Source organism: Azoarcus sp. Soil_N_20, assembly GCF_057656155.1.
Genome location: NZ_JBDGKX010000008.1, coordinates 202066 through 223734, shown reverse-complemented (window position 1 = coordinate 223734; position 21669 = coordinate 202066). Strand labels below are relative to the sequence as shown.

Here is a 21669-nt window from a genome sequence, read left to right as displayed (position 1 = left end):
TGATAACGCCGTGGTTCGCGTCGGGACGCTCGGTCGGCCACCGCTACCCGCGAACCCGGCCCGCCAGCCTTTGTTAAGATTCGGGACTCACACACCTGCGGTAACCTCCCGATGACCACACCGTCCGCCGCCGAGCGCCTGCTGCCCTTCCTGGCCTGGCCGCGCGAGTGGGCGAAGCACGGCATCCGCGGCGACCTGATTGCCGGCATCACGGTGGCGCTGGTACTGATCCCGCAGTCGCTGGCCTATGCGCAGCTCGGATCCCTGCCTCCCTACATAGGGCTCTATGCGGCCCTGCTGCCGGCACTGGTCGGCGCCATGTTCGGTTCGTGCGGACAGCTGTCGACCGGCCCGGTGGCCCTCACCGCGCTGCTCACCGGCGCCAGCCTGCTACCCCTCGCACAGCCGGATACGCCGGAGTTCCTCGCGCTGGCGATACTGCTGGCCCTGCTTTCCGGCCTGATCCAGCTCGCGCTCGGCGTGCTGCGCCTGGGCTGGCTGCTCAATCTGCTGTCCCATCCGGTGCTGATGGGCTTCATCAACGCCGCAGCGCTGGTGATCTGCCTGTCGCAGCTCCCACCTCTGCTTGGCGTCGTACTGCCGCACGGCGGCCAGCTCGTCACCGATCTGCTCCGTGCCTTCGGCGGCGCCGACGGGGTTCACGTCCAGTCGGCGCTCTTCGGCATCGGGGCGCTCGCCGCACTGATCCTGCTCCGGCGCACCCTGCCCCGACTGCCGGGGGTACTGATCGTGGTCGGCGCGGCGACCGTATTGTCGGCCATGCTCGGTTTCGAGCAGGATGGGGGCGCGGTCGTCGGTGCCATTCCGGCGGGACTGCCGCAACTGGCGCTGCCGGCGTTGCAGGCGGATGCCATCGCGGCGCTGCTGCCCACCGCCTTCGTCATCGCGCTGGTGAGTTTCATGGAAGCGGCGTCGAGCGCCAAGCTGATCTCGGGACGAACCCGCCAGCCGTGGGACCAGAACCAGGAGCTGATCGGTCAGGGCCTGGCCAAACTGGCTTCGTCGCTGACCGGATCGATGCCGGTCAGCGGCTCGTTCTCGCGTTCGGCGCTCAATCACGCCAACGGCGCGCGTACCGGCCTGTCGGCACTGGTGACGACCGCGGTGGTGTTGCTCACCGTGCTGTACTTCACCCCCTTGCTGTGGCACCTGCCCAAGCCGACGCTGGCCGCGGTGATCCTGCTCGCGGTCGTCAACCTGCTCGATTTCGGGGCGCTCGCCCGTGCCTGGCGTGCCAACCGTGACGACGGTCTGGCTGCCACCCTGACCTTCGTCGCCACCCTGGCGTTCGCCCCCAACATCCAGAACGGTATCCTCACCGGCCTGCTGCTGTCGCTGGCGCTGATGCTCTATCGTGGCATGAGCCCGCGTGCGGCCATGCTCGGCCTGCACCCGGACGGCACCTATCGCGATCTCGAGCGCTTCGGCCTGCCCCATCCCGATCCGCACCTGGTCATCCTGCGCTTCGACAGTCCGCTGAGCTTCGTGACCGCGGCCACCTTCGAGGACGCGATGCTGCGCGCGGCGCGCGCACAGCCGGCCGTGCGTACGGTGCTGATATCCGGAGCGGGAATCAACGACATCGATGCCACCGGCCTCCATGTCCTGGCCGGACTGATCGACCGCTTCGCCACCCAGGGCCAGTCGATCGCGTTCTGCGGACTCAAGAAACAGGTCATCGACGCAATGGAGCGCGATGGCCTGTGGCCGCGGATTGCCGCGCGCTCCGCCTACCGCACCGAACAGCAGGCCATCGACGACCTGCTTCCGGCCCTTGCGACGCAATGACTTTATGCCCTGATTAATATTGACTTTTCGCTCACGGCCGGATAAATTGCGCGATTCTTTGCAAACCTATCAACTGGAGCAACACCATGTACGCGGTGATAAAAACCGGTGGCAAGCAGTATCGCGTCGTCGCCGGCGAAAAGATCAAGGTAGAACAGATACCGGCCGACGTGGGTTCCCAAATCACCATCGACCAGGTTTTCATGGTCGGCGAGGGCGAGTCGGTCCAGATCGGCACGCCGGTGGTTGCCGGAGCTTCCGTCACGGCTTCCGTGGTTTCCCACGGTCGTCACGACAAAATCAAGATTTTCAAGATGCGCCGCCGCAAGCACTATCAGAAGCATCAGGGGCATCGTCAGAACTACACCGAAATCCGCATCGAAGCGATTTCGGCCTGAGCCAGGAGCTAATTCGACATGGCACATAAAAAAGCTGGCGGCAGTTCCCGTAACGGCCGCGACTCGGAATCGAAACGCCTCGGCGTGAAGCGCTACGGTGGCCAGTTCGTGCTCGCCGGCAACATCATCGTTCGCCAGCGCGGCACCGAGTACCACCCGGGCGACAATGTCGGCATCGGCAAGGATCACACCCTGTTCGCGCTGACCAACGGCACCGTCAAGTTCCTGGTGAAGGGCCCCGCCCGTCGCCGTACCGTGACGATCCTGCCCGAGGTTGCCGAGGCTGCACAGGCCTGATCTGCGCCGCACGGCCGCAAAAAGCCCTATCCTTGCGGTAGGGCTTTTTTGTTTGTAGCCCCCGTTTTACCACCCTGTAATCCTGTGACCCGGTCCGCGGCCCCTGCCGTATTGCCGCGTCCCTGCCAGCACCGGAAGCATCATGAAGTTTTTTGACGAAGCCCGTATCGAAGTCATCGCCGGCGACGGCGGCAACGGTGTCGCCACCTTCCGCCGCGAGAAATACATCCCGCGCGGCGGCCCCAACGGCGGCGATGGCGGCCGGGGCGGCAGCGTGTACGCGGTGGCCGACCGCAACCTCAATACCCTGATCGACTATCGTTTCACCCGCAGCTTCCGCGCCGAGCGCGGCGAAAACGGCGGCAGCCGGGATTGCTACGGCAAGGGCGGCGACGACATCACGCTGCGCTTTCCGGTGGGCACGGTGATCACCGACCAGGAAACCGGCGAGTTGATCGCCGACCTCGACGAAGACGGCAAGCGTATCCTGATCGCCAGCGGCGGTCGCGGCGGGCTGGGCAACATCCACTTCAAGTCGAGCACCAACCGCGCCCCGCGCAAGCGCACCATGGGCCAGGAAGGCGAGCGCCACATGCTCGCGCTCGAACTCAAGGTGCTCGCCGACGTCGGCCTCCTCGGAATGCCCAATGCGGGCAAGTCCACCTTCATCCGCGCGGTGTCGGCCGCCAAGCCCAAGGTGGCGGACTACCCGTTCACCACCCTGGCCCCCAATCTGGGCGTGGTCCGCACCGCCGAGAACCGCAGCTTCGTCATCGCCGACATCCCCGGCCTGATCGAGGGCGCGGCCGAGGGCGCCGGCCTCGGCCACCAGTTCCTGCGCCATCTGCAACGCACCCATGTCCTGCTGCACCTGGTCGACCTCGCCCCCTTCGACCCCGAGACCGACCCCGTGCGCGACGCCAAGGCCATCGTCGAAGAACTGCGCAAGTACGACGAAGCGCTGTACGACAAGCCACGCTGGCTCGCGCTCAACAAGCTCGACCTGATCCCGGAGGAAGAACGCGCCGAGCGCGTGGCCGCCTTTCTCGACGCCTATGGCCCGGTCGAACGCCACTTCGAGATCTCCGCGCTCAAGGGCGACGGCTGCAAGCCGCTGATCTTCGCGATCCAGGACTTCCTCGACAGCGAACGTGATCGTATCGAAGCCGAACGTCTGCAGCGTCTTGCCGCGGAGCAGGCCCGACTTGCCGCCCTCGACGCGGCTCGCGCCGCCGCGGCTGCAGCCGCCCTGGAAGCCGCGCTCGACGACGAGGAAGACGACGAGATCGACGATGCCATCGACGGCGACGCCGAGGACGACGACCGCACCGCCCCCCGCTAACGATCACTTGCGCAGCACAGTTCCATGAGAGACAAGATCCGCAACGCCCGCCGCCTGGTGGTCAAGGTCGGCAGCGCCCTCGTCACCAACAATGGCGCCGGCCTCGACCACGCTGCCCTCGACGACTGGGCCCGCCAGATCGCCACCCTGCGCAAGGCGGGCCGCGAGATCGCGCTGGTTTCATCGGGCGCCATCGCCGCCGGCATGCAACGCCTGGGGTGGAGCAGGCGACCGCACGAGATGCACAAGCTGCAGGCCGCCGCCGCGGTCGGTCAGATGGGCCTGGTCGAAGCCTACGAAAAGGCCTTTTCGCGTCACGGCCTGCACACCGCGCAGATCCTGCTGACCCACGAGGACCTCACCGATCGCACCCGCTACCTGAACGCCCGCTCTACGCTGACCACCCTGCTCGAGCTCGGCGTAATTCCGATCATCAACGAGAACGACACCGTGGTCACCGACGAGATCAAGTTCGGCGACAACGACACCCTCGGCGCACTGGTCGCGAATCTGATCGAAGCGGAGGCGCTGATCATCCTCACCGATCAGCAGGGCCTGTACACCGCCGATCCGCGCAAGAATCCGGCCGCAACCCTGATCAGCGAAGGGCGCGCCGAAGACCGCAGCTACGAGGCCATGGCCGGCGGCGCCGGTAGTGGCATCAGCCGCGGCGGCATGATTACCAAGATCCGGGCGGCCCAGCGCGCGGCGCGCAGCGGCGCCCACACCTGTATCGCCAGCGGTCGGGAAATCGACCCGCTGCTGCGACTGGCGGAAGGCATCGCGGTGGGAACCCTGCTATACGCCAGCAGCACGCCGCTGCAGGCGCGCAAGCAGTGGCTTGCAGACCACTTGCAGCTCGCCGGCGACCTGATCATCGACGAAGGCGCCGTTACCGCACTGACCAAGGGCCGCAGCCTGCTGCCGGTGGGCGTCATCGAAGTGCGCGGAGATTTCAAGCGTGGCGCGGCGGTCGCATGCCGCAGCACGACCGGCGAGGAAGTGGCACGCGGTCTCGTCAACTACAGCGCCTCCGAATGCCGTCGTATCGCGCGCAAGCCGACCGCCGAAATCGAGAAACTTCTCGGCTATATCGACGAGCCGGAGCTGATTCACCGGGACAATCTGGTCGGGCGCTGACCCTGCGTCCGACAAAAAAATCGCAGCCGAATATCCAAAGAGTAGCCACCCCCCTATACTCCCGGCGTGACCATATCGACCCTCACCCTGCCGCAGCGCCTGTCTACCCGCGCCCGGGAAACACCTGACGGCACCGCCTGGCTGTACCCGGACGACAACGGTCGGTGGCAGCCGACCCCCTGGCGCGAAGTTGCACAACGTGTAGCGACCCTTGCCTGCGGGCTGGCGCGCCTGGGCCTTCGCCACGGCGATCGGGTGGCGATCATGCTGCCGACTTCGCCGCACTGGGACTATTGCCAGCTCGCCACCCTCGCCTGTGCGGGTGTCGTCGTCGGACTGGACGCGCACGATGCACCCAGGAACCTGCAGCACGTGCTGGAACTCACCCGCCCGCGCGCATTGATCGTTGCCGACGCAAACGCGCTGAGCCTCATCCAGGGGCTCTGGCAAGGCGCCGAGATCCTGATCGTCGCGAGTGAGGCCCCGCCATCGGCGGCCCATTCATTGGCGGCGCTCCTGGATGCCGCAGCCGAAGGCGGCGAACGCCCGCCGGCCCCGGGACCGGACGACACCGCCACCATCGTGTTCACCTCGGGCAGCACCGGCCTTCCCAAGGGTGTTGCCTACTCCCATCGCCAGATCATCCTCGCCTGCGACGCCATTGCCGCACGCTTTCCGTCGGTCGGCAGCGCGGCAAGGATGGTCTGCTGGCTGCCGCTGTCGAACCTCTTTCAACGCATCCTCAACTTGGTTGCGTTGAGCTGTGGGGCTCGAACCTTCTATGTCGACAAACCGGACCAGATCATCCGCCTGCTTCCCGAGATCCGGCCGACGCTGTTCGTCGGGGTGCCGAGGTTCTTCGAGAAGCTGCACGCCGGCATCGTCGCGGAGATCGGGCGCAGGCCGCGACCGATGCGCGCCGTCGTGCACGCCGCCTGGCAGATCGGCCAGCGGGTCGCCGAAGCACGCCGCGCCGGGCTCAGGCCGCATTTCCGGGACCGCGCCCTGTTCCCCTTGGCCGACCGCGTACTCGCCCGGGTAAGGTCGTTGATGGGCCCCGACCTGCTGTTCATGGTGAGCGGCTCGGCCCCTCTTCCACCGTGGTTGATGGAGCGTTTTCATGGTCTGGGCTGGTTGGTTCTGGAGGCCTACGGCATCAGCGAAAACGTGATTCCAATCGCCATCAACACGCCAGACGCGTTCCGCGTCGGTAGTGTCGGTCGTCCCTTGGCGGACAGCGAGCTGCGGGTGACCGACGATGGCGAGCTGCTGGTACGGGGACCCGGCGTTTTCGTCGGCTACCTCGGCGACGAGGAGCCCGGCGCCGCACTGGACGCAAACGGCTTTCTGCACACCGGGGATTTCGCCCGCATCGACGATGACGGTTACCTATGGCTGCTGGGTCGCAAGAGCGAGGTGTTCAAGACCTCCACCGGACGCCGCATCGCGCCGACACCGATCGAGGCGGAACTGAAGAAAATCGACTACGTAGAACACGCCATCATCGCCGGTCGCGACCGCCCCTACCCGGTTGCATTGCTCGTCGTCGACCCGCAGCGCGCGATCGCCCGCCACGGCGGCGAAGCGGCAATGCTTGCGCAGATCGGCGCAGACGCGGCGGCGGCCTGCATGCAGTTTCCCGACTACCAGCGCCCCGGGGCGGTCATCGTGTCGACGCGGGCGTTCACCATTACGGGCGGCGAACTGACCGCAAATCTCAAAGTACGCCGACGGCCCATCGAAGAACGCTTTCGCGCCCCCATCGACGACGTCTACCTCCAGGCCGCCGCACAACGCTCGACCGATAGCGCGCATTATCCGGTCGTGATCCAGGTCCCATGAACAACTACTTTCTCACCGGCGCTTCGGGCGCCGTCGGCAGTGCCATCGTACCGCTGCTGCTCGCCGACCCCGAAACGCGGGTTCGGATCCTGCTACGCGCCGATTCGGACGAACATCTGGCCCGACGCCTGGATACGCTGTGCGAATTCTGGGCACTGGATGCGGGATCGCCGGATCGGGGACGCATCGAAGCGATTCGCGGCGATGCAGCCCTTCCTCGCTTCGGTCTCGATCCCGAGCACTACGCCAGGCTGTGCACCGACACCCACCACATCATTCACTGCGCCGCCAGCGTGCACATGAACAAACCGCTCGCCGATGCGCGTCAGTCGGCCGTGGGTTCGGCCCAGGCCATCCTCACGCTGGCGCGACAGCTCGCCGAAGGCGGGATGCTGCGCAAGGTCGAATTTGTCAGCACTGTGGGCATCGGCGGCAAGTGCCCGGGGCTATTGCCGGAAACCTGGATCGACGAAGCGCGCGCCTTTCACAACAGCTACGAACAATCGAAGGCCGAAGCGGAAGCCCTGGTGCGCGCGGCGGTCGAGACCGAGCACCTGCCGATCACCCTGCATCGACCGAGCATGGTGATCGGCGACTCGGGGAGCGGCCGCATCATCCATTTTCAGATCTTCTACTTCATCTGCGAGATCCTGTCGGGACGCAAGACCTTCGGCCTGTATCCGGACTTCGGCGACGTCCGCCTCGATGTCATCCCGGTCGACTGGGTTGCCGACGCGATCGTTGCCGCAAGCCGCGATCCGGCCACCCGTGGCAGGATCTTCCACCTGTGCTCGGGGCCGGACCATTCCCCTCGTCTCACCGGACTGAAGTCCATTCTGCGTGACGCCTTTCGTGCCCACGGTCAACCCGTTCCGCCCGGCATCACGCTGCCGCGCCGCTGGTTCGCCGCACTGCCCCGCCTTGCGTCGTGGTTTGCGCCGCCGAATCGCCGTCGGGCCTTGGCGACCCTGCCCATCTACCTGGACTACCTGGCCGACCAGCAGGGCTTCGGCAACACGGCGTATCTGGCCTGGCTGAAAGGACGCGGGCTGGAACTGCCCCACGCCGAAGCCTATCTGCCGGTCGTCATCGGGCACTACCTCGATGCCCGCCATGGAACGCCCGACCAGCCCCGCCTGAAGGCAGCCTCGGGCACCTGAAGCGCACCACCCCGGACCCGCCGACGCCTCAACGTACCGGTTTTCGACGCGTCGATACCGATGACCGCGCGCGTGACTCGAACCTGCTCCACAGCACCAGCAAGGCCGGCAGCAGCAGTAGCTCCATCAATTGACCGGCGAGCAGACCGCCCGCGGTCAGCAGACCGAAATGCGAGGTCGGCACAAAGCTCGAGGTGCCCAGCAGCAGGAACTGCGACACCAGGAGCAGGGAGGTGGCCACCACCGCCCGCCCTGAGGCCTCGAAACTGCGCGCGACCGCGAACACCGCGCCGTAGCCCTTCCTGCGCCGTTCCTGATAGTTGTGGAAGATGTGGATGGTGTCATCCACGGTAATTCCCAGGACAACCCCGGCAATCAGCACGGTGGCCATGTCGAGGTAGATGCCGGCCGCACCCATCACCGCGAACACCAGGTACAAGGGCGCGAGGTTCGGCAACATGCTGATCACGGCCGACGGGAAGGAGCGCCACAGCAGGAACATGATCAGGAAGATCTGGCCGAATGCACCCAGGAAGCTGTGCAACTGACCGACCACCAGCAGATCCTCCTGGTCGGCAAAGAGGCGGCCATAACCGGCAACCTGCCACTTCAGCTCCGGTGCGTCCACGGTGGCGACCAGGCCTTCGATCTGCTCGATGACCTGCTGGATCGCATTTGCGCCATGCACGTTGACGTTGAGCAGGATGCGCATGCGCTGGTATTCGTTGTTCACCAGTTCCTGCAGGTCGCGCCCGTCGTAGATCAGCAGGAGCTGGCTCAGCAGCCGGTCGTCGTCCGGCAGGCGACGAAAGGCTTCGTCCTCCTCGTTGAACGCCCAATGCATTTCCTCGACGATGTCCATCATCGAGGTTGCGCGGTCGACCGCCGGCAGCGCCTCGACCCGGGTCTGCAACGCCTTGATCAATTGCAGCCGCTTTGCATTCTTGAACGCATCGCGACCCGGTCCGTCGACCACGATCTCGAGCGCGGTGACGCCCACGAGCGCCTCCTCCACCCGGGCGGTGGCCTGGGTGAGCGGATGCGACTCGTTGAAGAACTTCAGCAGATCGGATTCCGCCTGTACCTTGAACAACAGCGGTACCGTGAGGACGGCGGCCAGCAGCACCGCCCCGACCACCCACCCTGCACGGCGGATGCCGAAGGTGGCCAGCCTGCACGAAATGCGCTTGGTCCAGGCAAAGCCGCTGCCGCCCTTGGGCCACGGTCCGCGATCGAACTTCACCAGCAATGGCGGGACGAGGTAGAACACCACCAGGTAGATCACCACCACGCCGATCGCCGAGATCAGACCAAAGACCTGGATCGGCGGAATCGGCACCAGCACCAGACTGATCATGCCTGCTGCGGTGGTCAGCACATTGAACATCGCTGGCGTATGCACGATCTGCAGCGCGAACACGACCCGCTTCGGACGCCGGAAGCCGGCATCGCGGGTGCGCTTGAGCGCCGCATAGAAGTGAAGCAGGTTCGACACCGTGTAGGCGGACAGCAGGGTCGGCACCATGGCCGTGACCAGCGTGTAGGGCTGACCGATCGCCGAGATCAGCGCCACGCAGGTCACCACCGCAGTACTCATTGCCACCGCACCGATGACCACCGGCACAATGCGACCCACCACCCAGTACAACAGGATCAGGCCAAGCGACATCACCATTGGCGTAAACACCAGGGTGTCGCGCAGCATCGACCGAAGTTCGGCCGCGTCCAGCGCAACCGTGCCGGCGACGGCAACCAGCCGGTCCTGTAACTGCTCGGCCTCGACGGCTTCGTGGAACGCCGACTCCACCGACTGCCGCTGGCGACTCTCGCTCAGCTTGTGCGTCCGGACCACCAGCGCCAGCGCCTTGCCATCGGTCGACGCGAGCCAGTCCGGCATGAACCGGTCCCCGAGCACGCGGGCGAAACGTTGTTCCGCCGTGCTGTCGGCCAGGGTATCGACGTCGATCAGGGGTTCGACGACGAAGCCATCCGCGCTGCCGGCAACGTGATCGACACGGGTCACCGAAAACACCCGATCCACGTCCGGGTGGCGCTCCATGCGTTCGCTGACACGGTCGAGCGCGGCGAGCGCCGGCGCCGCATACAGCCCCTCACCGGCAAACAGGCCGATCAGGATTTCGTCATTGGGAAACTCGGTGCGCAACTCGCGCTCGAGGACAGTTGCAGGCGCGTCCTTGGGGAAGTACAGCTCGGGCGCATTATTGAGATCGAGCCGCAACAACAAGGCCGCACCGACAAGATGCACCAGGACGACCGTCGCCACCATCGGTCGCCAGCGCAGCAAGCGCGGTTGCATCACACTTCGCAGCAGGGCCTTGAGCCAGTCTTTCAGCATCGATCCGTACTCAGCTAGCGAGCAGTTGGCGGACGCAGGGGTCGGGCCAGCCCCCCGCTCCAAGGACGGCAGCGGCACTGAGGTGCGCGCATCCTCCGCACGAGCGCCCGATCAGAACTTCGCCTGCCAGCCGACCATGATCGAGTCGTTGCGGGCGTAGTAGCCTCCGAGGGTTTGCGCCGAGCCGCGGAACAGGTGCGCGGCAACGAAGATCTCATGCTGATCGATACCCGTATAGCTGAGCTTGGGGTTCAGGTACAGGTCGTGCTCGCCCAGCCCCGCAATGAAGCGCAGGTCGGCCCGCCAGCGCCCGAGCGCGAAGGGGTGTTCGATCTCGCCGTTGACACTGTAGATCTCAGTACGATCAAGCACCGCCAGATCGGTGAACGTCCGGTGCCCGGCCACTTGCAGCGTGACGCGGGTCTCGCCGTCCCCGGGGAAAAATTCGGCGCCGACCACCATGTCGAACCCGGGTTCGGTGCGGTACTGGAAGGCGCGCGTGGTCAGCGGCACTGCGCTGCTCCAGGCGAGCTCCATGCGCCAGGTGGCGCCGAGGCGTTCGGTCTCGAGCTCGCCGCCGACCACGGTGCTGAACGGATGCACCGCGGTCAGCACCCCCGGCGTCACCCGGTAATATGGCTGCGACTGGCGCACGCGCTGGACACTGAAACCGTAGTCGAGGCCGTCGCCACCGGCCGTCAGGCGAATTCCGCCGCCCCCGCTGTCGCCGTCGTTATCGGCCCTCCTGACCCGGGCACCGACCAGTGCCGGAACGGAACCGATGCCCAGCAGGCGACCGTTCACGGTGTCGACCGGGCTCCATACGCTCCTCGAATGCGGCATTTCGGCGTCGTCGAACACCGGCAACCATACCGCATCGATCTTGAACGTCTCACCGAAGTATTCGGCGCGAACAGCCGGCACCGCGCGGCGGCGCTCCGGCAGTTTGTCGAGGATGACGCGCGAGAGGTCGGCGCGGCTCATGCGGTCGATCGGGGAAATTTCATCCACCCGCGCCCACAACACATTTTGCGTTCCAATCGTGATGCGGGTGTCTTCGCCACGCCAGCGCAGATAGTTTTCGGTGTAATCCACCCGGGTACGGTTGAAATCGCGGCTCCCGAACTGGGAGTAGGAATCGAGCCGCGCGCCAAGCGCATAGCTCCAGTCGCCCTCTCCGCCGCCGACGCTCACTGCGCCGTGCACGAAGGCATCGCCGGAGGCTTGCGGATGATCGGTGAAACCACCGATCTCGACGCGCAGCGCGTCCACCTTCAGCTCCGGGTCGCCGTCAGCGCCCGACACCGCGGCCGACACCAGCAAGCCGCACACCATCAGCCCTGCCGCCCGGTGGTTCCACACTGCCCGCTCACCCGCCATACCTCCGCCCCCTGTCATGTTCTTCGTCATAGTCCGTATGTGCCTCCACCCCGCCACCCGCCACCGGTCATGGACGGAAGGCCTTTTCCGCGCGCTCGTCCTCGAGCGCCTTCGAACTGAACAGACGCGCAGGGAGCTCGCGATCGTAGAGGATGCGATTCACCACCAGGCGCGTCTGATGAGCACTATCCAGGTCGGTCAAGGTGCTGTCCGTGACGGTCCAGATGCCCTGGACCTGCTCGCGCGCCGCCACCACCAGGCGCTTGCTCGGCGTGGCGACGTCCTTCTCGTAGAAATCCACCCGCATCGGCAGCAGACTCTTCGGGTCGATCCAGCTCAGCCGGCGCCGATACACCGAGTTCCCCGCCTCGACCGGTATGCTTTCCAGCACCTCGCACTCCACCTCGCCGATGGTCTCGCGGCCGACCACGCGGTGCTCGTCCATGCTCGGCTTGCGGTCACGCAGATCCTCGAAATAGTAGTCCGAATTGACGAAGCGCCCGCCCTTGCGATTGGAATCCACCCGCCGCACGCGCTGCATGGCCGGCAGATAGATCCACTGGTTCGACGCCCCGTCGGCCGCATCCAGGGTCAACAGGCCGGTACCCTCGATATCGGTCGGCTCGGTGAAGCGAATCAGCGTGGACACCTCGCCGTCCGCGCCGCTCAAGCGGTAGACGATCATCGTGCGCACGCGCGGGCTGCGCCCGTCCTCAATCAGCGACATGGTCACCGCCGAGGTGGCATCGCTGCCGTCGGGACGGTCGTACACGCGCTGCGCGAGGCTGGAGCCTGCCTCGTCGGCGCATACCTGAGCCGCCAGCAGCAGACCGGTGATCAACGCCAGCGCACCTCGCGCAACCTTCTGCATGACCCGATGCAGTCGAAGTGTGCCTACCCTCGCCATTTTTCCCCCAATGTGCCCAAACTTCGTCGGTGGGCAATTCTACCGCACCCGGGCAAGACCGCCCGGATGCGTCGGCCACCGGCAGTCAGCCGTGGGAGCCCAGCTTCTCCAGGCGCTTCTTTGCCACATAGCTCTTCAGGCGCTGCACCGGATTGCGGTTGCCCATCCACAAACGGCGATGGCGGAAGCGCCCGAGGCGCGCATCCAGATAGGTATACCAGGGCACACAGCGGAGCGCCTCGGGGTGCAGCAAGGCAATCAGCGCCTGGGTGGTGATGAAGCCCGCGCACAGCTCGCAGCCGGCCACCGAGCTCGGCCCCTTCCGTGCCTTCAGGTTGATCGACTTCGGATCGAGATACTTGAGGTGATACATCTCGGGCGCGAAGCCGAGCACGAACTGCACGATCTTCTCCTCCTCGCTCATGCCGGACGTGATCGCGAAATAGTCCGCGTAGGACATCCCCTGCGGTCCGAATGCGAGCACGCCCGCCCCCAGCCCCAGCGGCACCGCTGCGATCGTTATGAGGCCACGCGCCGTCGCGGCGTTGATCAGCAAGGGGTGGATGTCGACCGCGAAGGCATCGACCGCATCCACCACCAGATCGACCCCGGACAGGAAGGCGTCGATGTTGCCCGTGTTGATACCGTCGGCGAAGGTGGTGATGCGCAGGTCGGGGTTGATCTGAAGCGCGTACTCGACCATCACCTCCAGCTTGCTCCGGCCTATGGTCGCGGTATTGGCGCCGTACTGGCGGTTGAAGTTCGCCAGCTCGAACTCGTCGAACTCGGCCAGATGGAAGCCCCCTACCCCGGCGCGCACCAGACTGATCAGGTAGCGCCCCCCCACGCCACCCATGCCGGCGATGGCCACGGTGGCATTGCGCAGACGGGCGTGCTCATCGGCGCTGACAACGCCGAGGTTGCGGCTGAAGGCTACGTGGTAGTCGAACGCGGTCAATTTCGGGATCTCCGGCAGCAGGTGCGAGACCGTCATCATTTCGCAGACCATCGCCCATGACAAGCGCTAAATCGGTGTCGGTCCGGAGCTGGCGTCGCGTGGACGCCGCTCGCCTCGATCGGGAATGTCGGCTTTTTTTACACTCACCGTGCATCACAACCAGAGATCACTACCATCCAATTGTTTTTGAACAACTTTTCAGACTGGCACGGCGAATGCTTTATGTTTGCCAAGGTTCATCACGTAAGTGTCCGATACCCCTCAACAAGGAGTAACAACCATGAAAGTCAAGAAGCTTATCGGAGCACTCGCTGCTTCCACAATGTTCATGTCGGGCGCTGCATTTGCAGAGGCCTTCTACATTGACGTCGATAATTTTGACTCGGGCCAGATCGGGTCCGTAGTACTCGGCACCGATGGTACAACCGCCAACATCTTTCAGCTGGCCGTCGATATCAACGCCACCTCCACCTATACCGACACTGACCTCAGTGGCGACGTGTCGGTGGGTGACGCGGTGGTGGACAGCGGGTTTGGCTCCGTAACCGGATATCTGGCCGAGAACGGCACAGCGATTACCGGCGCCGAGAACAACGAAGGCGTGGGTGTCACGCACGCGATGGAATTCGAATATAACGACCTGACGGGCCAGGTTGCGATCGTTGACAATAGCATCAGCCCGATCGGCATTCTCGCTGCATACACCTCGGGTACCATCCATGTGTTCGGCGACGTGCTCGGTGTCCCGTCGGAACTCCTGACCCTCGAAGTCTTCGGCAGTGCCGGCACCGTCGGCAACGCGATCATCTTCGCCACCGTCACCTTCGCCGATCCGGGCACCTGGTTCTTTGCCGACGGGACCGACTGGAGCAACCTGGTGGTCGCGATCAACATGCGCTTCGACACCAACGTTGACCCGGTCGCTGATCCGGTCGACAACGGCGACGGCACCTTCACTCGCACCAGCGAACTGAACGGCAGTGTCGAATTCAACCGCGTACCCGAACCCGGCGTGCTCGCCCTGCTCGGTATCGGTCTGGTCGGCCTCGGCGCGGCCCGTCGCATGAAGGCAGCCGCCTGATCCATTCGGGCCGTCGAAAAACCGCACAGGAAACTGTGCGGTTTTTTTTCGCCCGCCACGCGTTGAATCGAAGAGGTTCTGCCGACGCCCCGGTACTGCCGACGAATGACGTCAGTAAGCAAGCCGGACGACACCGGCGCGATACGACGCTCCACCGGAAACCGGCCAGGCAGCGGAGGGCGCCAAGGGCTCCGCCTCAGGCTCGTGTCGCCCGAACATGAACCGGTAGAGGCAGGAATTCCGACTGGCAAGCCCCGCGCGCGCCGCCTGAGCGCCGATCACATACGGTTGGCGCGCCGGGCTCACTTCCGCATTCAATGGGCCGGCCTCATGGAATGGAAAGCCGAGGCGGTTCAGCAGACGGGCCAAGGCAGGCTCCATCGCCGCATAACAATGGGTGATGCCGTAGCAACTGGCCAGACCGAAGATCTCCCGGTACAGACCCAGCGCAACCGTAGGGCCGTCGCGCTTGACGGCGCCACGCGCCGCCTCCCTTGTTTTATCTGCTGGCCAGGCGGATCGGCCGGCGACCGACGCTTCGCTGCGATGCCGCCGCAAGCTCGATGACAACGCCAGCCGACCGATCTCACCGACCCGCGCAGGCGCCACTTCGGGATGATGCGCGAGCTTGTAGCGCGCACTGACATTGAGGCCATTCGGCCCAGGCAGGATAAGCCGGGAACACCCCACCGCCGCACCGGTTTCCAGCGAGCGGCACAGCACGTGCAGACTATGCACGTCGTAGTCGTCGCTTTCGATAGCACGTCCATCGGTTCGTCGGCGGTTCGGCGTAACGCGTTTGAGTTCCTCGCAGAACACCTCGTGCCGCAGGGAAAGGTACTCCTGATAGGCTCCGGTTCCCGGACTCACGATTACATATTCGTAGTTTTGCAGCACCATCGACACTCTCCCCTGCGTGTCTGCACACAATTGTCGCTCCGAGCAGAACTGCTCCGAGTCTCAAGTCACGGAAGATACCCCAAGCTGTGCCGCTGCATTTTGCCTGAAATGTAAATGTGTTTGTGACAATTATCACACTCGCAATGCGATCAAACGTGTTACGCCGCTGCGGCGGCATCCCGTGGCGCCTTCATGAAACTGAGGATGTCGGCCTCGCGCTCACCAAGACTGCGCTCCATCTCTTCGGCGCTGATCAGGAACACCCGGCGCGGCGGCGCCACGTTCTCGTTTACCGGGCCGACCGGTACAAAGGGGAATCCGAGCGCGACCAACAGCCGGCTGAAGTGACTGTCCATGGCCGCCACGCAGTAGTCGATACCCTTCTGCCTGCATAGCTGGTAGACCTCGCGATACATGCCGAGCACCAGTTCGGGCTGATGCCGGCGCAGGCCTTCCGGCTGCTTCGACATCTCGCTTTCAGGGTCGCCATGGACTGGTTTTCCCTGATCGGAATGCCGGCGCCGGAAGTGTGCGGCGAGCGCCATTCGGGAAATCTCGCCGATCCGATCGTCGGTGGCATCGGGATAGGGCAGCGGACGGTCGATGACGTAGCGCGGGGTCACGTTGAGTCCGATCTGGCTCGGCAGGATGACGCGCACGAAACCGGCGACGGTATCGGTAGACTTGTGACAGGCCATGAAGTGTCGACTGAAGGCGTCGTACTGGTCGGTCTCGATCGGCTTGCCATTGCTCGATACCGTGCCCGCCACCTCGACCCGTCCCAGTTCCGCGCAGAAGATCTCGTAACGGGCCTCGAGATAGCGCTCATAGGCAGGGGTCCCGGGCAGGACTTCCTCGAAACGAAAGTAAGTGGTTTCCATGCTCAGCCCCGATAGCGTAGATGAATCATGCTTTTTCCCCGGATACGATGAAGACACCGGCAGCGACCATCCGGCGGCCGGCGGCCACATCGGCCGACAGATCGTCGAACAGCTTGCCCATGTCGATCGCGTCGCCCAACAGCGAAACCTTGTAACCCAGCAGGATATTGAACAGCACCGGAAACGGCAGTTCGCTGCTGGTGAGCGCCAGGATGCGGCTTTTCACGTTGACGAATCCCGCCTCGCCCATCATGCCCTGAAGCTTGCGGCCAATGAAACGATCCCCCCCCTGCCCCGCCTGGATCGATTGCGCCGTGCGCAACACCTCGTTCACGCGCGGCTCCTCCGGATGGAAGATCACCAGTCCATCGTCCGAATCCACCGCGCAGAAGCGGCCGCCCGGGCGCATGACACGATGGACCTCCCGGACCACGGCCTGGGGACGGGGGACATGCTGCAGCACGAAGCGCGAGTAGGAGAAATCGATGCAGGCGTCGGCCAGCGGCAAGGCATCACCGAAGGCCTGATGCATGAATAGTCCGCCCGCCGGCTTGTGTCGCACGTTGGCCTCGACCTGGGCCAGCAAGGTCGGACTGGGCTCCACTGCGTGCAGACTGCCTTGCGGCGCGAGTTCGGCGAGCAGATCGGAAACAAAACCGGGGCCGCAGCCGACTTCAAGCACATCGTGCCCGGCCTGGATGCCTGCTGCACGCAGGATACCCGCCTCCATGCCACGAACGGCCTGCGACTGCTGCAGCAGGCGCTCGGTCTGGAAGTCGGCGTCGTTCAGGGATTCGAAATTGTATGAACCGGTACTCATGGCTTGGGCACTTTCATGGTTGTGGTGAGCCGAGCGTACGCGAGTGGAGACTGCTCCGTCGATGCGGGCCGCGTGATCGACACCAATGGCCATCTACCGACGTACATGTTCCCTTATCGGCTGTTTTCGCGTGCTTCTTGAGGCAAGTCCAACTGGCTTCATTTTAGGCCTCGGCGCCGCATAATGCACGCATGGGAATGCTCGGAAAATGCGGGGCGAATCGACCATTCCGCATAGGGATATGTGTGCGTCGATCACAGCTTGTGAGAACATGATTGCGGATTCATCCTTGGTGCATGAGACGATCGCATGTCCATGAACGGTGACGACCCGAAAGACCCTCCATTTGCGAGAGATGCGCATGCACGTTTTCGACAATACCAACCTGGGCCATGGATTTCGCAAGTACTTCACGGTCGAGCCCGCGCTTACGGATGCGCAGCGTGATGCCGTGTTCGAGGTGCGCCACCAAGTGTATTGCGAGGATCTGAAATTCGAGTCCGAACGTCCGGACTGCAGGGAAACCGACGAGCACGACCGCAACAGCCTCCATTGCCTGCTGCGCACGGCGACTCAGCCGCCTTCGGCAGTGGGCTGCACGAGGTTGATCCTGACCCGACCGCACGAACCCGACTACCTGCTGCCATTCGAACAGACCTGTGAATCGACGCTCGACCGGTCCATCATCGATCCTGCCCGCTTGCCGCGCGACCGGATCGCCGAAGTCTCCCGACTCGCGGTTGTCGCGGCCTTCCGGCGGCGCAAGGGTGAAGCACGCCAGCAACTCGGCATCGATGTCGGGGACTACGGTACGCAGAACCAGCCGCGCTTCCCCTACGTGCCGGTCAGCCTCTATCTCGGCGCGGTTGCATTGGCTTCCCGCAGCGGCATCGAGACGCTTTTCGTGCTGACCGAGCCCAGGCTGGCCACCCATTTCGGCCACCTCGGAGTCGGTATTCGGCAGATTGGACAGCCAGTGTCGCATCGCGGCCAGAGAGTGCCGTCGATGATGGACGTGCCCACGATCATCCGCGACATGCGGCAACTCCTGAGGCCCCTCTGGCGCGTGGTGTGCGAAGAGATCGAGCGCGGCTTCGAGGGGAATACCCTTGCCCCGGCACGAGCTGCCGAGTCGGCGCCGATGACCACTCGCTCGGCACCGGTATAAAAAAAGCCCGCTCGCGCGGGCCCTCGATCCGACTGCGAATGGCGATCAGCCTGCGATCGCCGCCTTGATCTGATCCAGCGTGCTCGGATCGTCGATGGTGGTCAGGTCGCCAGCGTCGCGACCTTCGGCCAGTGCCTGAATCGAACGGCGCAGCATCTTGCCGGAACGGGTCTTGGGCAAGCCGCTGATGAAATGGACCCGACCCGGACGGGCGATCGCGCCCAGGCTCTCGTCCACCTTTTTCATCACTTCCTTTTCCAGCGCGGTGCGCTTCTCGGCGGTGTCGACGGTGCTCGCGTCCTTCACCACGGCGAAGGCCATCGGCATCTGCCCCTTGAGATCGTCGTGCACCCCGACCACGGCGACTTCGGCGATCGCAGGATGGGTCTGCACCGCCTCCTCGATCTCGCGAGTACCAAGACGGTGGCCGGCGACGTTGATCACGTCATCCATGCGTCCGAGGATGGTGTAGTAGCCCTTGTCGTCCTTGATCCCCCAGTCGGACGACGAATACACCACCGGCTCGGTAAACAGGCTGAAGTAGGTGGACACGAACCGGTCGTCCTGGCCCCACACGGTAGACAGGCAGCCCGGCGGCAGCGGCGGAATGATGCCGACGATGCCCTTCTCGTTGGCGCCGCATTCGCTGCCATCCTCACGGAAAATCCGCATGTCGTAGCCGTACACCGGAAAAGCCGGCGAGCCGAGCTTGATCGGGCTGTCATCCACCCCACGGCAGATCGCGAGCATCGGCCAGCCGCTCTCGGTCTGCCAGTAGTTGTCGATCACCGGGATGCCCAGTTCTTCCATGATCCACTGGTGCGAGGTCTCGTCCAGCGGCTCGCCGGCGAGGAACAGGTGCTTGAGCGAGGACAGATCGTACTTCTTGAGGAAGGCGGGATCCTGCTTCTTGAGCACGCGCACCGCGGTCGGCGCCGAGAACATGACCGTGACCTTGTACTTTTCGACGATCTGCCACCAGATGCCGGCATCCGGACGCAGCGGCGTGCCTTCGTACATCACCGTGGCCATGCCGGCGAGCAGCGGGCCGTAGATGATGTAGCTGTGGCCGACCACCCAGCCGATGTCCGAGGTGGAGAACATGGTCTCGCCCTCGCCACCGGTGAAGATGTGCTTCATCGACGCAGTCAGCGCCACGGAATAGCCGCCGGTATCGCGCTGCACGCCCTTGGGCTTGCCGGTGGTGCCGGAGGTGTACAGGATGTAGCTCGGCTCGGACGACTCCAGCCAGGTCACCGGCACCTGCGCATCGAGGTGTTTTGCGCGCAGTTCGGCGTAATCGACATCGCGCCCTTCGACCCTAGGGAAGCCCTTGTCGAGACCGCGATCGATGATCAGCACCTTGGCCGGCGGAAACTCGGCGAGCTTGCAGGCCTCATCGACAAGGTGCTTGTAGGGCACCGGCTTGCCGTTGCGCATGCCGGCATCCGAACTGACCATCAACACCGGCCTGGCATCGTCGATGCGGGTAGCAAGCGAACCGGCGGCAAAACCGCCGAATACCACCGAGTGGATCGCGCCGATACGGGCGCAGGCCAGCATCGCGAAAGCAGCCTCGGCGACCATCGGCATGTAGATCAGCACGCGGTCGCCGCGCTTGACTCCGAGATCCTGGTAGATCGCCGCCATGCGCTCGACCTCGCGCTGCAGCTCGGCGAAGGAATAGACCTTTTCCTCGTTGGTTTCGGTCGAGATATAAATCAGCGCACGATCGCCCGGCCGCTTTGCGGCATGACGATCGACGGCGTTGTAGCACAGATTGGTTTCGCCACCCTTGAACCACTTCACAAATGGCGGCTTGCTAAAGTCGCACACCTGCTCGGCGGGCTTGTTCCAGTGCACGAGCTGCGCCTGTTCGGCCCAGAACCCGTCACGGTCTTCGATGGAACGACGGTGAAATTCGTTGTACGTGGTCATCAGCATCCTCTCCCTTCTGGTTTCCCTGTATTGCAAATGACTTGCCGCGACTCCCGGAAAGATATTCCCGCTGGTTGCGGCACCGATACAGCTCAAACGGAGGTTTGGGTTCCCTCCGGATCGTCACTGCCGAACGCCAGCCCCTTGTCGTATTTTTTGAGTCGCTCGAGCGGAAGCCCGCAATGCAGCCGGGACTCCAGCAATTCGAGCAGGGGAAGCAGTGTGGCAATGACCTCCGGCAGTCGCTCGGCCACCTCGTCGGCAGCTCCGCTCCGGAGTTGAAGCAGCGCATGATCAATGCTGACTGCCTGTTTCAAGAAGCGGTCGACCATCGCCTGATCGACCTCGCCCTTGTCGGCCACGACCCGGTTGCCACCCGCGGCAATGCCGCGCTGCGCCCGGCCTGCGGCCGTTTCGATCAGATGCCCCACGGTCTGCATGCCGTCCACCGCGGAACTGGCCACGCCGATGGTGACGCTGATGCGAATCCGTTCGTCGCGATAGGTCATCACCAGCTTTTCCATCGCGCGCTGCAGACGCAACGCAAAGGCGCAGCATCCGAACAGATCGGTGCTTGGCGACAGCACCCCGAAGCGTGACGGCGCCAGCTGGGTGACGGTATCCTCGGTACGCACCTTGGTGCTCAGGATCTTCGACAGCTTGCGGGTGATCAGCTCGGCCACACGGGCACCATGCCATTCGACGAGCTGCCCGTAATGGTCGATATCGATCACCATGACCGAGATATCGCCCTGACGACGACGGGCAAGTGCCATCTCCTGTTCGGCGTGCCGATTCAGGTAGGAAGACGTCGCCAGACCCGACGCCGGATCGACCGGGCTTTGGGTGGCCAGCGCCGCGCGGCTCTCTTCCAGCTCGCGCTTCGCGTGGACCAGACGCACCAGCGACTCGAGGCGCGCGATCAGTTCGGTACCGCTGGCGCCCTTGGCGACGAAATCGTTGGCGCCGAGCTTGAGCGCGTGCTCGCGCGCCGCGTCGTCCTCGTCACCGGAAATGATCACCACCGGAATGTCGTGCACCCGATGGACCTTCGACCCGCGAATGCGCTGCAACAGCCCGAAGCCGTCGAGGCGCGGCATGCCGATATCGGTCAGCACCAGCTGGATTGCCGGATCGACCAGCAGCGCCTCCCAGCCCGCCTCGCCGTCGGCCTCCTCGCGCACCTCGAAACGGCCGCGGATGTGCTTGATGATGGTGGCCCGCACCATGCGCGAATCGTCGACGACCAGGACCTTGGGTGTTGGCAAGATGTCGTCGGGATTCATGATCGG

Annotated in this window: 18 protein-coding genes; 9 read left to right on the top strand and 9 right to left on the bottom strand. The window is 64.4% G+C overall.

Annotated elements, in window-relative coordinates; translation table 11 throughout:
• Nucleotides 1-111: 111 nt before the first annotated feature.
• The 7 genes from AC3A35_RS17520 to AC3A35_RS17490 all read left to right on the top strand — a co-directional run bounded on the left by AC3A35_RS17520 (nt 112) and on the right by AC3A35_RS17490 (nt 7988).
• The gene (locus AC3A35_RS17520; RefSeq protein ID WP_487437480.1) at nt 112-1809 is read left to right on the top strand and encodes a SulP family inorganic anion transporter; all 1698 of its coding nucleotides are present in this window, start codon (nt 112-114) and stop codon (nt 1807-1809) included.
• A gap of 86 nt (nt 1810-1895) precedes the next feature.
• Nucleotides 1896-2207 (top strand): 50S ribosomal protein L21, encoded by a 312-nt coding sequence (gene rplU / locus AC3A35_RS17515; RefSeq protein WP_487437479.1) that lies wholly within the window; start codon nt 1896-1898, stop codon nt 2205-2207.
• 18 nt (nt 2208-2225) lie between these two features.
• The gene (rpmA, locus tag AC3A35_RS17510; RefSeq protein WP_487437478.1) at nt 2226-2504 is read left to right on the top strand and encodes a 50S ribosomal protein L27; all 279 of its coding nucleotides are present in this window, start codon (nt 2226-2228) and stop codon (nt 2502-2504) included.
• A gap of 142 nt (nt 2505-2646) precedes the next feature.
• Nucleotides 2647-3846, top strand: coding sequence for an Obg family GTPase CgtA (gene cgtA / locus AC3A35_RS17505; RefSeq protein ID WP_487437477.1), 1200 nt, complete (start codon nt 2647-2649; stop codon nt 3844-3846).
• A 24-nt stretch (nt 3847-3870) separates the two neighbouring features.
• A complete protein-coding gene (proB, locus tag AC3A35_RS17500) occupies nt 3871-4986 on the top strand; it encodes a glutamate 5-kinase (RefSeq protein WP_487437476.1) in 1116 nt (371 codons plus the stop codon).
• Between the two features lie 66 nt (nt 4987-5052).
• Nucleotides 5053-6828 (top strand): AMP-dependent synthetase/ligase, encoded by a 1776-nt coding sequence (locus tag AC3A35_RS17495; protein ID WP_487437475.1) that lies wholly within the window; start codon nt 5053-5055, stop codon nt 6826-6828.
• Entirely contained in the window at nt 6825-7988 is a 1164-nt protein-coding gene (locus AC3A35_RS17490; RefSeq protein WP_487437474.1) for an SDR family oxidoreductase, read from the top strand. Before AC3A35_RS17495 ends, AC3A35_RS17490 begins: the two co-directional genes overlap by 4 nt.
• A 28-nt stretch (nt 7989-8016) precedes the next feature.
• Here the strand turns inward: AC3A35_RS17490 and AC3A35_RS17485 are convergent, their stop codons facing one another.
• The 4 genes from AC3A35_RS17485 to AC3A35_RS17470 form a co-directional block, all read right to left on the bottom strand.
• On the bottom strand, nt 8017-10344 hold the full coding sequence (locus AC3A35_RS17485; RefSeq protein WP_487437473.1) for an efflux RND transporter permease subunit: 2328 nt from the start codon (nt 10342-10344) through the stop codon (nt 8017-8019).
• A 111-nt stretch (nt 10345-10455) separates the two neighbouring features.
• Nucleotides 10456-11742, bottom strand: a complete 1287-nt coding sequence (locus AC3A35_RS17480) for a hypothetical protein (RefSeq protein ID WP_487437472.1) — start codon at nt 11740-11742, stop codon at nt 10456-10458.
• Nucleotides 11743-11791: 49 nt separating this feature from the next.
• Entirely contained in the window at nt 11792-12595 is an 804-nt protein-coding gene (locus AC3A35_RS17475; RefSeq protein WP_487437471.1) for an outer membrane lipoprotein-sorting protein, read from the bottom strand.
• A gap of 121 nt (nt 12596-12716) precedes the next feature.
• Nucleotides 12717-13628, bottom strand: coding sequence for a ThiF family adenylyltransferase (locus AC3A35_RS17470; protein ID WP_487437470.1), 912 nt, complete (start codon nt 13626-13628; stop codon nt 12717-12719).
• 241 nt (nt 13629-13869) lie between these two features.
• On the opposite strand from AC3A35_RS17470, the gene AC3A35_RS17465 reads away from it, so the two are divergent.
• Nucleotides 13870-14670, top strand: coding sequence for a PEP-CTERM sorting domain-containing protein (locus tag AC3A35_RS17465; RefSeq protein WP_487437469.1), 801 nt, complete (start codon nt 13870-13872; stop codon nt 14668-14670).
• A gap of 111 nt (nt 14671-14781) precedes the next feature.
• On the opposite strand, the gene AC3A35_RS17460 is transcribed toward AC3A35_RS17465, so the two are convergent.
• From AC3A35_RS17460 to AC3A35_RS17450, 3 genes are all read right to left on the bottom strand, one after another.
• Complete coding sequence (locus tag AC3A35_RS17460; protein ID WP_487437468.1) at nt 14782-15570, bottom strand: PEP-CTERM/exosortase system-associated acyltransferase; 789 nt, start codon at nt 15568-15570, stop codon at nt 14782-14784.
• A 158-nt stretch (nt 15571-15728) separates the two neighbouring features.
• The gene (locus AC3A35_RS17455; protein ID WP_487437467.1) at nt 15729-16451 is read right to left on the bottom strand and encodes a PEP-CTERM/exosortase system-associated acyltransferase; all 723 of its coding nucleotides are present in this window, start codon (nt 16449-16451) and stop codon (nt 15729-15731) included.
• 25 nt (nt 16452-16476) lie between these two features.
• Complete coding sequence (locus tag AC3A35_RS17450; RefSeq protein ID WP_487437466.1) at nt 16477-17271, bottom strand: methyltransferase domain-containing protein; 795 nt, start codon at nt 17269-17271, stop codon at nt 16477-16479.
• A 361-nt stretch (nt 17272-17632) separates the two neighbouring features.
• Between AC3A35_RS17450 and AC3A35_RS17445 the strand changes: the two genes are divergently transcribed.
• Complete coding sequence (locus AC3A35_RS17445; protein ID WP_487437465.1) at nt 17633-18439, top strand: PEP-CTERM/exosortase system-associated acyltransferase; 807 nt, start codon at nt 17633-17635, stop codon at nt 18437-18439.
• Nucleotides 18440-18484: 45 nt separating this feature from the next.
• Here AC3A35_RS17445 and AC3A35_RS17440 read toward each other — a convergent pair whose 3' ends face one another.
• Nucleotides 18485-20383: a propionate--CoA ligase gene (locus AC3A35_RS17440; protein WP_487437464.1), complete on the bottom strand. Its 1899-nt coding sequence runs from the start codon at nt 20381-20383 to the stop codon at nt 18485-18487.
• A gap of 86 nt (nt 20384-20469) precedes the next feature.
• On the bottom strand, nt 20470-21663 hold the full coding sequence (locus tag AC3A35_RS17435; protein ID WP_487437463.1) for a GGDEF domain-containing response regulator: 1194 nt from the start codon (nt 21661-21663) through the stop codon (nt 20470-20472).
• Nucleotides 21664-21669 lie beyond the last annotated feature (6 nt).